Genomic DNA, 14,239 nt, shown 5'->3' on the forward strand with positions numbered 1-14,239 from the left:
CCGGGCTTATTCCTGCCCTTACAAAGAAAAGGCCCGCCTGCGGAGTATTCTCCTCAGACGGGCCTTTTTTCTGCTAGATCAGCATATTGTATAAATTCGGTTCCTTATTGATCTCGGTATAATCGACGCCCTTCTGCTTCATCCGCTCAATCAGCGGCTCATAATCCTCACGCTGGAACAGCTCGATACCGACAAGCGCCGGTCCGTTCTCTTTATCATTTTTCTTCGTATACTCGAACCGGGTAATATCATCATCAGGACCGAGCACCTCGGCCAGGAATTCCTTAAGCGCTCCGGCACGCTGCGGGAAGTTAACCATGAAGTAATGCTTAAGCCCTTCATAGATCAGTGAGCGCTCCTTAATCTCCTGCATCCGGTCAATATCATTGTTCCCGCCGCTGACGATACACACAACCGTCTTGCCGCGGATCTGATCACGGTACATATCCAGTGCCGCAATTGTCAGCGAGCCGGCCGGCTCAACAACAATTGCATTCTCGTTGTACAGCTCCAGAATGGCCGTGCATGCTTTGCCCTCAGGTACCTTGACCACATCATCAAGGTGACGGGAACAGATGTCAAAGGTCAGGCCGCCGACACGCTTAACAGCCGCGCCGTCCACAAATTTATTAATCTCACTAAGGGTAACCACCTCACCGCGCTGCAAGGCTTCACTCATGGAAGCTGCTCCTGTAGGCTCCACTCCGATAACCTTTGTAGCCGGGCTTACGGTCTTCACATAGGTAGCTACACCTGCAGCCAGACCTCCCCCGCCAATCGTAACGAACACAAAGTCCGCCGGCTTGTCCAGGCTTTCCATAACCTCCATGGCAATCGTGCCGTTACCGGCAATAATCCGCGGCTCATCAAACGGATGAATCAGGGTCATGCTATGATCAATGCAAGCCTGTAGTGCTTCCTCATAGGCATCATCAAAGGTATCCCCTTTGAGAATAACCTCTACGAATTCGCCGCCGAAGCGCCGGACCTGCTTAATCTTCTGGTTAGGAGTTGTACTTGGCATGTAGACCTTGCCTTTAATCCCTAGTGCTTTGCAGGAATACGCTACACCCTGCGCATGGTTGCCTGCGCTTGCACAGACGATTCCCTTGGCTCTATCCTCAGCAGACAGGCTGCGGATCATATTATAAGCTCCGCGAATCTTGAAGGAACGGACAATCTGCAAATCCTCGCGCTTTAAATATACATTACAGCCGTATTTGGCCGACAGCACCGCATCCAGCTGAAGCGGTGTACGGACAATGACCTCCCGCAGCACATGGTGTGCCCGCACAATATCTTCCATTCCTACGATCCGGTCTTCGCCGTCTCTCATCAAGTTCCTCGCCTCACTGTCTCTATCTTAAATTTTTGCTTCTTGTAACATACTCTCCCAAAGACATTTTATCAAGTACTGTCTGCTCCCGGCAATACTCCAGCCCGCTCCAAGCTCAAAAAACCAGCTTCGCGCGTTCACGGCGAAGCTGGCTAAAGAACTTACAGCGGTTAAGCTTTGAAGCGGGACACAGCCTGCTGCAGCTGAGCCGAGCTGAGCTTGATGTCTTCCATCTCGGCGACGATTCCGCCTGATTTGCCGATAATCTGCTCTGCCTGGACAGCGATGCTGCCGGCCCCTGCAGCCCCCTCATTCGTAGCACTGCTGGTCTCCGCAATAGCTGTCAGCATACTCTGGATGGAGGCGAGCAGCTGTTCAGAGGTCGCACTGAAGTCCGTTACCAGCGCCTCAATATATACAGCATCTTCGCTGTAACGTTCGCCGGTCTCCTGCATGGAGTCATAATCCTTGCGAACCTGGCCGCCCATGTAGCGCAGCATATTTTCCGCCCCGTCTACCAGCTTGGCAACAGCGTCTACTACTGCCTCTGTAACATTCTGAATCTCGGAAACGGTCTCGCGTGAGGTATCAGCCAGCTTACGGATCTCCTCCGCTACAACGGCAAACCCGCGTCCCGCATCGCCTGCTCTGGCTGCTTCAATCGAGGCATTGAGCGACAGCAGGTTGGTCTGGGCGGCAATTTCAAGAATAGCCCCGGACAGCAGCTGAATCTGGGCTATTGACTTGGACTGCTCAATTGCACTGCGCAGCTTCTCTTCACTCTGGCCGTATACTGCATCCGCCTGCATCCTTGAAGCGGCAGCCGCTTCCTTCAGCCTGTCCGCACGTTCATTAATCCGGCCGGCTGCCTCGGCGCCTTCCTGGGCTTTGCGGGCAATCCCGTTCACTGCATGCTCAATCTCATCTGTACTTGCATTCATCTCCTGCATTGAGGCTGCCGTCTGCTGCATCCCGGCAGACAACTCCTCGGTAATCGCCGAGATTTCCGAGATGCTTCCATCCAGCGCAAATACATTTTTCTCCGTATTGTCGAGCGCTCTGGAGATACTGCCTGAGCTCATCTTAATATCCTGAATCAGCTTCTGCTGGGTTGCAATCATCTCGTTAAAGCCGTCGGCGAGCAGCCCGATTTCCCCCTTGGCCGTTACCTTAGCCCGCACTGACATATCACCGGTCATCGCAGTCCGGAATGCTGCCGTCAGGATTGGAATCTGCCTCAGAATACTATTCGAGACAAAATAGAGCAGCACAGACATTACGGCCACAGCGCCGATAACCGCCATCAAAAAGATCAGCTTGAAGGTCGTCAGAACCTTCTCCGCATCCGCCCGGGGAACAATCAGCGCAACCGACCACTGACCCTGCACAGCAGGAGCATAGGAAACATAACTGTCCGTACCGTCAATATCCGAGGTAATTACATTTGCCCCCCACTGGACCATTTTATCGCCGACAGCCTTCCAGTCCGGACCGAGATCCCCCATGGTCTTGAGCAGAATATTATCAGGCTCCGGATGATAGATGAACGTTCCGGTCTTATCAATCAGAATCGCAAATCCGCTGCCGTTGTAATTGAACTCACTCAGGGCCCGGGTAATCTGCTCCGTTGAAATATCCACCCCGGCTACCCCGATCAGCTTGCCGGCATTATTCTGAATCGGCGCAGTGACACTCACAACCATTTTTCCTGAGCCTGCATCAATATAAGGATCGGTTACCGTCACCCGGTTATTCCGGGCAGTAGATGTATACCAGCTGCGCTCCTTCATATTGAAGTCGGCCGGAGGCTCGAATTCAGCCTGGGTAATCACCTTGTTCACCGCATCCAGTCCAATATAGACATTAAGCAGGTTCTTATTGCTGTTCTTGATCAGATTAAGTGTCTCAATGAGCTCGATATAGCCGTCTGTCGTCTTCACCGTATCGGCTGATTCCACATTGCTGATAAAATCACGGATATAACTATTGGCATTCAGCAGCTCCACACTTTCTGAGGCTGGCTGAAGCAGGTCATTGACCTTTACGTTGATCTTTTCCTTTTCGTAGGATAGCGAGCTGTTCAGATCCTCAACAATGATCTGCTTGGCATTGCTATAGATAACCAGAGCTACAGCAACAATAATGACGACCACCGACACAATGACTGACAAGAACAGCTTCCCCCGGATGCCCATATTGCGGACCGGTTCAATCAGCGATTGCAGCGTGGAGAGCGGCTTGGCTGCCCCCTTTGAATACCCTGCGGCGGGTTTCCCCTGCCCGTCCACAGCCAATAGTTCCGGCTTTTGCCCCTTCTTGCTCTTCTCTTGCTTATTTTTTCTTAGTGCCATAGGGCTCCCCCCTTTTTCTAAATATGAGCCGACCGTACCCTCTTATGAAATTATCCAGTTGTTTTCGACTTATTTCTGCTTATTTCTGCAAAAAAACTCTTTATCCCTTTACCGTTTTACCTTGAGCTGTGAAAATACTGTGACCATGTCAGGTTTTTTCATAAAAATCCATGTTTAAATAAACTTTTCCAGATAAAAAGTCCGCTGCATTAGCTGATTTATCGGTAAAAGGAGGCTTTCATTGAATATGATGTAAGGTTTGTTGTCAGGGGTAGACCTAAGGTGGAACGGATGTGCGGCTTAAGCAGTGTATGGGGCCATTAGGGGGAAGGGTGCAGAAGCGGCAAAAGACTAGTCCTCTTGTTGTGCAAACGTTTTGCCGCTGCTACATAAAAAAATTTCACACGCTATGTATCCGGGGGGGGCGTTTAGCTGAAGCTCAGCTGACGCGGCTGTTCAACCCGGGTAGCCTGGGCGGCCGGGGACTTACTGCGCAGGGCTCCCATAGCACGTCTGAAGCAATACCGGTTGTATTCATTTATAAGTTCATCGAGTACCATCGATTGATGGAGCACCACGGGATGTAAGAGATCGAATTGCTGTTCAAGCTTGTTCAGCTTATAGCGTGCCTGCTCAATACTGTGCTTCATACATTCTGAATCTTTCACCTTTTATCCCTCCTTTCGATAGTATTTTAGAATAGTATGCGTTTCTCTATGTGAAACTTTTTTCAGATAAATCATAAATCAGGGTATTTACTAGCTGATGCTTATTAACCATGTCACAATTTTCACTGTCTGAAGCGTTTTATACTTTAGAAATGTAAATAAGATATGGGAGAATTTAACAGTGAGAACAAATAGACGCTATATTTACGTTGTTATCCTGCTATTCATTTTTTGGTTTGCACTAATGGATAATGTTACGGCCAAGCTCGAAATTACCGGTGTCGACGGATGCAAGATTACAACAGATAACTATACACTGGCCCAGGACCATGAAGTTATGCTTGCTAAAGACGTGGCCGAGCAGGTGCTGAATGCCCGGATCAGCTGGCAGGAGCAGGCTTCGCTTCCACAAGGTATTTATTACAAGAATCAGGTGGCGGTGCTGATGTACCATCACCTCACCGGTGAACCCGTATCGCTGAACCCGGGCGTATTAACCGCAGGACAGTTCGATGAGCATATGCAGCTGCTGAAGCAGGAAGGCTTTCAGGTTATTACGATGAAGCAATACCGGCAATTTATGCTGGAGAACGCTCTGGTTCCCGATAATGCCGTTTTACTGACTTTTGATGATGGCTATGAGAGCTTCTATACGCTGGCCTTTCCCATTCTGCAAAAGCACGGCTACACTGCGGCTAACTTCATCATTGCTTCTGACGTTGACAATCCGGATGGAAAGAAGGTACCCAAGCTTACCTGGGAGCAGATGCGTGAGATGAAAAGCGCTGGAATGAGCTTCTATAATCATACCTACAATCTGCATCATTACGGCATTGTCGACGCAGAAGGGGGAACCCGTCCGGCGGCAAGTAGCTTGCTGTACATAAATGATGAGAACCGAAATGAGCTGAATGAAGAATACTACAGAAGAGTAATCGGGGACCTGGCTCTGGCGGAACGCAGGCTTAAGGAAGAGCTGGGTAATATAGATTCGGCGATTGCTTTTCCTTATGGTTCATTTAATGACTGGCTGCTGGAAGCGAGCAACTCAATCGGAATCGATATGAAATTCAGTATCCGTGAAGGCCTTAGCTCCAGAATGACACCAGTTGCACCACGGATCAACAAAGGAGACAGCACCCTCTCCCCGGACCAATTCATAGAATCTTTGAAACATGCTGAGCCGCTGATGGAAATGATAATTAATTCAAATAAGGTTCCTCTTGCCTGGACTCAGCCGCAGTTGAGGGATGGAATACTGCTGGTTCCGTTAAGTCCCCTATGCAATGCGCTGGGGGTTGAGATGGACTATGATCCGGACACCCGCACATTGAAGCTGACACCCGGCAGCCTGAGCACGGATGGTGTAACGCTGAAATAGCCCCTGCTTGTCTAAGTGATTGAGCTGCAAACGATGATAATAAAGTAAAAGACCAGCCGGAAGGCTGGTCTCAGTCAATCTAATTACAGACAGCCATGGATATTGGAAGGAGTAAAAGGGCTTCCTTTAGTAATACCAGGAACGACTAATACCCCTAGCAACAAGCTACTTACTACTAACAATCCTGCTAATTTTCTTTTCATCCTGAACAAACCCCTTTTTCATTGAATTTTGGTATTGCTGCTGTATATCAAATGATGCGTAATCCCGGAATTGTTCAAACAACCGCACAAATGATAGTATACGGGCTTCGTTATTGATAAACTCCGCCTTCTCCAAACCAGCCAGCACATATCGGAAACCCTCTGAATATAGCTCATTCGATAGATAGTAATAAGCTAACTGATAGCAGCACTCTGTAGATTCTTCATCTATAATCTGAGGTGTATAAATGCCCGCAGACTCTGACTGCATTGAAAGATAGAACATGAGCCGGGGCTTGAACCTCTCCAGAATAACATCGATATTATAATCAAATCTATTTGCAGCCTTGGTAATATTCAGAATTCCTATCAGCAGTTCTTCTTCGTCCTGCTCAATGAATTCTGCATATTCAGGAATGAAACGCTCATCTCCGATCATAAGCTTACACACGAATATATTCGCTTTAGCCCAACCCTCAAACAGCTTAACCCATTTCTCCGTTTCTTCATCCCGATCCTTAACCCAGCTTAAATCAGCATACCGGTAGGCGTATTCAAGCGCCTCTTTATGAGCACCTCTCGAATCACACACACCGCCGCGCAGCAGATTTGAAAATGTTAAATAAGCAAACAGCGGCCGCTTCAGCTTCTTATCCGTTGCCTCTCTCTTGAGCCCGGGCTGGGATGCCAGCCTAAGCTGTATCTCGGCCTTGTTGCCAAGCTCTGCTGCAATCTCATCAACCTTATCCCATCGTTGTAATGACTTGTATGTATTGGCTAACTCCCTAAGGGCATCCAGCTGATCAAGCTCATCCAGCCTGTCCACATAAGGCTCAAATTGAATGGCAGCCTGCAGATTCCGCTCCTGGTCATCACCTTGTCTTAGCGTAAATAACCGGTACTGGCAGAAGGCCAGGCGTTCTGAATGCTGTCTCCGTTCACTGGCGGCAACACTTTCATAGAGGATAGCAGCAGCTTCCGGTTTACCTGAAGCAAAAAATTCTTCAGCAACCTCAAACAGCAGCGGCGAATATGTCAGATTGTCCAATAGCATCTGCACCGACTGGCGGATACAAGACAGGCAATCCAGTTCCGCACACCGGAACAGAAACGGTCTGATTCTGCGCCAGTTAGGCACGGTCTCTACAATACACTCCTGAATATACTGCTCATAGTAATGGCCCTCAGGCAAGCCTAGCACTCTGGTAATTCTGTCCAGCTGGTCAATCGCCAAGACCCGGCTTCCCTTCATTAAGGAACTGACCGTTCCGGCATTCAGGCCTGCTCTTCTGCCTAGCTGGCTAAGATTCAAGCCTTCCCGTTCAATAAAGCCTTCCAGCTCGCTGCGAATCGTGGTTGTGTAGATCATCTAACCACCTCCTGGAGGAACATCAGAAATGCCGGCAACATCCGCAAGTGCTTCGCTGAGAAATGATAACTTCTTCTAATATATTACAAATATAGCCATTAAAAGAATATCCGTCAACTGCTTTTTTTCTTATTTTTTTACTTTTTTTTGCAGCGCGTTATATAATGAAAGCTTTGTGAATCCCGGCCTAAATGAAGAAGTATATCTCCCTGCAAACAAAAAGCCGCCGGAAATCTTTCCGGCAGCTCAGTACTATACAGTAATTAATTAATGCTCCTGCTATTGCTTCAGCATCCACTTTAACAAGTCAGGCAGGCTTGCCCACAGACGGGAATGCATAATAACATATTCAACCGCTTCATTGGAGTCTCCCATGCCGACAAAATCCGGGAGGTTATGCGGCAGCCGCTTCACGCCCAGCAGATAGTCAGGCACATGCTTGTTCACGCCGCGCGCAACACGATACAGCATTTTGAGCTGTGAGGTAATTCCGTTTTTCTTGTATTCCAGAACAATCCGGTCATAGGCAAAAGCTGCAGCCGTATCATCCTCTCCATACTTCTTCAGGAACGCCTCCGTTTCCTTCAGCTGATTGCTGTACAGATAAACAGCAGCCAGAAGATAACGGGCACCTGTATTGTCTTCCGGGTTAAGCTCCAGAATATGCTCCAGCATCTCTGCCGCTTCCTCCGCTTTGCCGCCGAACCAGCATGATTCCGCGTAGCTCTTGCAGATCCGGATGTACGGCCGGGTCTCGGCCAGCCCCCAGAAGTATCCTTTATTCTTGGCAAAAAAAGCTTCACCCAGCTCCCGTTCACCGGCAGCGATACCTGCCTTCAGAAAAACACGGGCCTCCTGCTCGTTCTCAGACTCCTCGGCAAGCACCAGATAAGCGTCAGAGCTGTCCGGGTAGATCTCCAGAGCCGCTTCCGCCAGCTGAACACGGCGTTTCCCGGAGGTAGACTCCATGGCTTTGTGCAGCAGCTGCTGCGCCTTTTCTCTGGCGGTTCCGGCACCGTTCAGCACGGACAGCTCGTCCGAATCGCCTTCTCTGCCGTATTCCTCAATATAGTTCAGCATTTCCTTCACTTTGCGTGAAATAGTTGCCGCAGTCACCTCATATTTATCAGCCAGCTCGGCCTGGGAAAGATTGAACCCGTATTCTTCTGACAGAATATATTCAATTGCCGCGCAGAACGAGCCTGCTTTCTTCACTGCAGGTCTGGTCTGGCCCGAGAAGCCGTTCCAAAGCACCAGTGCTTCAAAAATCAGCTCCCGCTCATACTGGCTCCGCATATTCTCAATCAGCTGCATAGCCAGCTGCTCATGAGCCGGGTGCTCCCATTTCAGCTCGCGGGTTACCATTTTTTTCAGCTTGGTCAATGTAAGCTTGCCTTCAGGCCGGACACCGGCTTCAGGAGAAGCAGCAGCTTGTGCTGCAACTGCAGCTGCCTCGCGGGCGGCTGCCTCCTCAGCTGTAACGAGCCGCAGAATCGACTCTACTGCAGAGGTTTCTTTATCCAGGCAGCATTTTTTGTATTTTTTACCGCTTCCGCATGGGCACAAGTCATTTCTTCCAACCTTACTCAAAACTAATTCCTCCTATACTTAAAAAAACCGATTTAAAAAAGGCCTTTCCATGAAAGGAAAGACCCTTTATCTGTATATATCCGAACATTTTCCCCCGTACGAGTTGTATTATAGCACTTCTTCTATCACTTGTCAGTCCTTTTTTGGGACTTTTAAGATGAAAATAGGCAGAAAGTAGCCGTTCTTTATCCTCAGATAAGAGCTTTCATGGCGATGTCGCTGCGGCTTTGCTTGCCTTCAAAATGAATCTTCTCCGCACTGGCATAAGCTGCTGCACGCGCTTCGGAAATATCTGCGCCTATGCCAACTACGCCCAGCACACGCCCGCCGTTTGTAAGCCAGCTGCCGTCCTCTCCCCGCGCCGTTCCCGCATGGAAGACCAGCCCGTCCCCGGCGTCCTCCAGCCCGGTAATCGGTACGCCCTTCGGATAATTCCCCGGATAGCCCTGGGACGCCAGCACTACACATACAGCCGCCTCATCGCTCCACTCAATAGAAGTATCAGCCAGTCTGCCCTCAGCCACAGCCAGGAAGATTTCCAGCAGATCACTCTTCAGCCGCGGCAGCACGACCTGGGTCTCCGGATCGCCGAACCGGGCGTTGAATTCAATGGTCTTCGGTTTGCCGTCCGGTGAGATCATCAGGCCCGCAAACAGCACGCCGCTGAAGGAACGGCCTTCGGCCACCATCGCACGGGCTGCCGGTTCAATAATCGTCTCAACCGCCTCGCGGATAATCGCCTCATCAATATGCGGCAGCGGGGAATAAGTCCCCATACCGCCGGTGTTCGGCCCTTTGTCGCCGTCATATACCGGCTTGTGGTCCTGCGCAGCTGCCATCGGGCGTACTGTCTCCCCGTCAACAAAAGCAAGTATCGACATCTCCTGTCCTGCCAGGAACTCTTCAATAACCACCTGGGCGCCAGCCTCACCGAATACCTTGGTTACCATGATATCACGCAGCGCCAGCTCAGCCTCCTCGCGCGAATATGCAACGGTTACCCCTTTACCTGCCGCCAGCCCGTCCGCCTTGATCACAATCGGCAGCTCCTGCCCGCGCAAATAGGCAAGCGCCGCCTCATAATCACTGAACTTCTCATAGGCTGCTGTCGGAATATTGTATTTATGCAGCAGATCCTTCATGAACGTCTTACTGCCTTCAATTTCCGCCGCATTCTTGCGCGGCCCGAATACAGGGATAGCCTGCGCTTCAAAAGCATCGACAATTCCAGCCGCCAGCGGGTCATCGGGTCCGATAACCGCCAGGCCTACCTCTTTCTCCTTGGCGAATGCTGTCAGCTTGTCGAATTCGAACACGCCGATCGGCACACACTCCGCCAGCCGGGCAATCCCGGCATTGCCGGGTGCACAGTAGATTTTACCGGCTCTGGGGCTCTGGGACAGCTTCCAGATGATTGCATGCTCCCGGCCCCCGCCGCCGACCACTAAAATATCCATTGAACTGAAATCCCCCCAACTTACTCTAGTGTCTGAAATGACGGACGCCTGTGAAGACCATAGCAATGCCGTATTCATTGGCGACCTTAATGGATTCCTCATCCTTGATCGAGCCGCCAGGCTGAATAACCGCCGTTATGCCTGCTTTTGCCGCCATTTCCAGGGTATCGCCCATAGGGAAGAATGCATCAGAGGCAAGGATGGAGCCCTTGGCTTTTTCTCCGGCCTGTTCAATGGCAATCTTCGCTGCACCCACCCGGTTCATCTGGCCTGCGCCGACGCCCACGGTCATATCATCCGCTGCCAGCACAATGGCATTGGACTTCACGTGCTTAACAACCTTCCAGCCGAACAGCAGCTGCTTCAGCTCCTCTTCAGTAGGCTTGCGGTCAGTAACAACCTGCAGCTCATCTGCATTGACGGAGTGCACATCGCTCTCCTGCACCACCATGCCGCCTTCAATCGAAGTCACAACAAAGCTGCCCTTGCGTGCTGCACCGCTGCTAAGGCTGCCGATCTTGAGCAGACGGATATTCTTTTTCTTGGTCAGAATGTCCAGCGCTTCCTCAGTAAAGCCCGGGGCCAACACGATTTCCAGGAAAATATCCTTCAGCAGATTCGCTGTATCCGCATCAACAATCCGGTTAGCAGCAACAATTCCGCCAAAAATAGAGGTCGGATCAGCATTGTACGCTTTTTGATAAGCTTCAAATACACTGGTTCCCACGCCTACTCCGCAAGGGTTCATGTGCTTAACAGCCACTACAGCCGGCTCTTCGAATTCCTTGACGATCTGCAGCGCCGCGTTGGCATCATTGATATTGTTGTAGGACAGCTCCTTGCCGTGCAACTGCTCGGCTGCTGTCAGTGTATCCTGCGCCGCCAGCGGCTTACGGTAGAATGCCGCCTTCTGGTGCGGGTTCTCCCCGTAGCGCAGATCCTGGATTTTCTCATAAGTAACAGTATAGCGCTCCGGCAGCGGTTCACCGGTCACACCCGCCAGATAATCAGCAATCAGGGCATCGTATGCCGCCGTATGGCGGAACACTTTTGCCGCAAGTCCTTTGCGGGTCTCAAGGGTTGTATCTCCGCCTGCACGCACTTCTTCAAGCACCTTGGCATAATCAGCCGCATCCACTACCACACTGACAAACGCATGGTTCTTCGCCGCAGAACGCAGCATCGTCGGTCCGCCGATATCGATGTTCTCGATTGCTTCCTCGTAGGACACATCGGGCTTAGCAATCGTCTCCGCGAACGGATACAGATTCACCACCACCAGATCGATGTAACCCAGACCCAGCTCGGTCATCTGACGCGTGTGCTCCTCATTGTCACGAACGGCCAGCAGGCCGCTATGTACAGCAGGGTGCAGCGTTTTGACGCGTCCGTCCATAATTTCCGGGAAGCCCGTCACATCAGAGATGCCGATAACCGGCACGCCTTCTTTAGCCAAAAGTGTGCTAGTGCCGCCTGTGGAGATAATTTCTACACCCAATGCAGACAACTCGCGGCAAAAATCCACGATGCCCTGTTTGTCCGATACGCTGACCAGCGCTCTTTTGATACTCACTTGAAAAGTCCTCCTCCGGATGATGCAAGATTAGTGTTGTTAACTTAAAGCTCAAGGGATACTGACTGATTATTATAGTTGGGATTGTTCGTGACTCCAGTGAAAATCGGACTTCCGGCCGCTGTCCTTCTGCAGGACTTTGTGCAATATTTCCCGAGAAATATCAGAATCTGCGGATAATATGCAAAATGTCGAATGACAGCCTACTCCCGGACAATAACCTGTCTGCCTTGCAGCTCCACTTTTCCGGCTGCAAACGCACGGACAACCTCCGGATACAGCGCATACTCTATCCCGTGAATCCGCTGTGCCAGCGACTCGGCTGTATCACCGGCTTCAACCGCGACACTGCGCTGGGCAATGACCGGACCGGTATCCATCCCGCCGTCGACGAAATGCACCGTAACTCCAGTCAGCTTCACACCGTAGCCGATTGCCTGCCCGATAGCGTCCTTCCCGGCAAAAGCAGGCAGCAGCGAAGGGTGGATGTTGATAATCCTTCCCGCAAAAGGCTCCAGCAGTACCGGAGTGATCAGCCGCATGTAACCGGCGAGTACGATCAGCCCGATGTCCCGGCGCTGCAGTTCGGCTACAATCTCCGCCTCGTACAGTTCACGGCTGGCGAAGTCCTTCGGCCGCAGCAGGAGGGCGGGAACGCCCGCAGCCTCCGCCCGCTGTGCCACAGGCGCTTCCGGCCGGTCGGAGACTAACAGCTCAATGCTTCCTTCACCAAGCAGTCCGGCTCTCTGCGCTTCAATCAGTGCGGCGAAATTGCTGCCCTGCCCGGAGGCAAATACAGCGATCCGGCTGCTGCTCATCACACCTCAGCTCCCGTAAAGGTAACAATGCGCTCTCCTTCAGTCACCGTTCCAATCAGATAAGCGTCTTCCCCGCTTGCTTTCAGCAGCTCCAGCGCATGTTCGCTGTCAGCAGCAGCTACAACCAGCACAAGGCCGATGCCCATGTTGAAGGTGGTGAACATATCCCGGTTCGACACACTGCCCTTATCCTGCATCAGGCCGAAGACCGGCTGAATCGGCCAGGAGCCGTAGTTAATCTCCACATTCACATTATCCGGCAGCATCCGCGGAATGTTTTCGATGAAGCCTCCGCCGGTAATATGCGCCATGCCTTTAACGGTAAGCTGCTCAAGCAGCGCCAGCAGCGGTTTTACATAGATTTTGGTCGGTGCGAGCAGCACGTCCACAAGCGGAGCGCCCAGCTCAGGAATCACATCGTTCAGGTCATAGCCTGCCTGCTCCAGCAGAAGCTTGCGTACCAGCGAGAAGCCGTTGCTGTGAATGCCGCTGGAGGATAGCCCGATTACTGCATCGCCGGAGGCGATGTCTGCACCGGTAACCAGCTTGGCCTTATCCGCAACCCCAACAGTGAAACCGGCGATATCGTATTCGCCGGCAGCGTACATACCGGGCATTTCAGCAGTTTCACCGCCGATCAGCGCGCAGCCTGCCTGATGGCAGCCTTCGGCGATTCCGGCTACGATGGCTTCAATCTTCTCCGGCACGACTTTATCGCATGCGAGGTAATCGAGGAAGAATAACGGCTCGGCACCCTGTACTACGATATCGTTAACACACATTGCAACCGCATCAATACCGATTGTGTCATGGCGGTCTGCCGCGAACGCCAGCTTGAGCTTCGTGCCTACGCCGTCAGTACCCGATACAAGTACAGGCTCATCGTATTTATCTTTATTGAGGCCGAACAGTGCGCCGAATCCGCCGAGCTCTGTCATAACCTCCGGCCGGTATGTGCGTTTTACATGCTTCTTCATGCGTTCTACCGCTTCATTACCGGCTGCAATATCCACTCCGGCGTTTTTATAAGCTTCCGACACTTTGGACACCTCATTTAAATTAGTTTAGAGCGCTGTTTCGGGGCGGCCTGGTTTAGGCGTGTGGTCATAATCGTCATTACAGGGAATGTTCGGACTTCCGGTCGCTGTTATATTTGGATTTCCTGATTTGAACCGCTGGCCGCGGTAGAAATCCAAATATAAAGGCGAACGCTACGCTCCTACAGTTCCAAACTTCCCCTCCATGACTCAGACCACCGGGTAAACCCGGCCGCAAGCCGAAGTTTGCGCCTTGCACAGGGGCAGAAGGCCGACGCCCTGAGCTGCGCGGGCGTCTCTTTGGCAAGTGAACCCTCGCTTTTGCGCAGCAAACAGCCGGGGGCGCGAGCCAATGGCCCAGCGGGGCCGCAGGCGCCTGGGCGCGCAGCACCGTAGAGCGTGTCCGCACAAGTAGAAATGACTTTGCCGTCCTAAACAGGACGGTATCCGTTTCTG

Annotated in this window: 10 protein-coding genes; 1 reads left to right on the forward strand and 9 read right to left on the reverse strand. The window is 51.5% G+C overall.

All coding sequences use genetic code 11. The features are described from left to right. Window positions 1–73: 73 nt before the first annotated feature. From ilvA to BN3772_RS31650, 3 genes are all read right to left on the reverse strand, one after another. Entirely contained in the window at window positions 74–1,336 is a 1,263-nt protein-coding gene (ilvA, locus tag BN3772_RS16835) for a threonine ammonia-lyase IlvA (RefSeq protein ID WP_042200897.1), read from the reverse strand. Window positions 1,337–1,506: 170 nt separating this feature from the next. After that, window positions 1,507–3,687, reverse strand: coding sequence for a methyl-accepting chemotaxis protein (locus BN3772_RS16840; RefSeq protein ID WP_042200898.1), 2,181 nt, complete (start codon window positions 3,685–3,687; stop codon window positions 1,507–1,509). Window positions 3,688–4,115: 428 nt separating this feature from the next. Then, window positions 4,116–4,355, reverse strand: coding sequence for a Spo0E family sporulation regulatory protein-aspartic acid phosphatase (locus tag BN3772_RS31650; RefSeq protein ID WP_086074620.1), 240 nt, complete (start codon window positions 4,353–4,355; stop codon window positions 4,116–4,118). A gap of 181 nt (window positions 4,356–4,536) precedes the next feature. Here BN3772_RS31650 and BN3772_RS16850 point away from each other — a divergent pair, with 181 nt between their 5' ends. Continuing rightward, the gene (locus tag BN3772_RS16850; RefSeq protein WP_052380551.1) at window positions 4,537–5,736 is read left to right on the forward strand and encodes a polysaccharide deacetylase family protein; all 1,200 of its coding nucleotides are present in this window, start codon (window positions 4,537–4,539) and stop codon (window positions 5,734–5,736) included. 165 nt (window positions 5,737–5,901) lie between these two features. On the opposite strand, the gene BN3772_RS16855 is transcribed toward BN3772_RS16850, so the two are convergent. The 6 genes from BN3772_RS16855 to purM all read right to left on the reverse strand — a co-directional run bounded on the left by BN3772_RS16855 (window position 5,902) and on the right by purM (window position 13,786). Next, on the reverse strand, window positions 5,902–7,308 hold the full coding sequence (locus tag BN3772_RS16855) for a helix-turn-helix domain-containing protein (RefSeq protein WP_042200899.1): 1,407 nt from the start codon (window positions 7,306–7,308) through the stop codon (window positions 5,902–5,904). A gap of 279 nt (window positions 7,309–7,587) precedes the next feature. Next, window positions 7,588–8,898: an SEC-C metal-binding domain-containing protein gene (locus BN3772_RS16860; RefSeq protein ID WP_042200900.1), complete on the reverse strand. Its 1,311-nt coding sequence runs from the start codon at window positions 8,896–8,898 to the stop codon at window positions 7,588–7,590. A 191-nt stretch (window positions 8,899–9,089) separates the two neighbouring features. Then, a complete protein-coding gene (gene purD, locus BN3772_RS16865; protein ID WP_042200901.1) occupies window positions 9,090–10,355 on the reverse strand; it encodes a phosphoribosylamine--glycine ligase in 1,266 nt (421 codons plus the stop codon). A gap of 25 nt (window positions 10,356–10,380) precedes the next feature. Then, the gene (purH, locus tag BN3772_RS16870; RefSeq protein WP_042200902.1) at window positions 10,381–11,928 is read right to left on the reverse strand and encodes a bifunctional phosphoribosylaminoimidazolecarboxamide formyltransferase/IMP cyclohydrolase; all 1,548 of its coding nucleotides are present in this window, start codon (window positions 11,926–11,928) and stop codon (window positions 10,381–10,383) included. Window positions 11,929–12,131: 203 nt separating this feature from the next. Continuing rightward, window positions 12,132–12,746, reverse strand: coding sequence for a phosphoribosylglycinamide formyltransferase (gene purN, locus BN3772_RS16875; RefSeq protein ID WP_042200903.1), 615 nt, complete (start codon window positions 12,744–12,746; stop codon window positions 12,132–12,134). After that, entirely contained in the window at window positions 12,746–13,786 is a 1,041-nt protein-coding gene (purM, locus tag BN3772_RS16880) for a phosphoribosylformylglycinamidine cyclo-ligase (protein WP_042200904.1), read from the reverse strand. The genes purN and purM overlap by 1 nt, the downstream gene beginning before the upstream one ends. Window positions 13,787–14,239: the final 453 nt, after the last annotated feature.

The sequence above is a fragment of the Paenibacillus camerounensis genome (assembly GCF_000723885.1).
Lineage (GTDB): Bacteria > Bacillota > Bacilli > Paenibacillales > Paenibacillaceae > Paenibacillus_AQ > Paenibacillus_AQ camerounensis.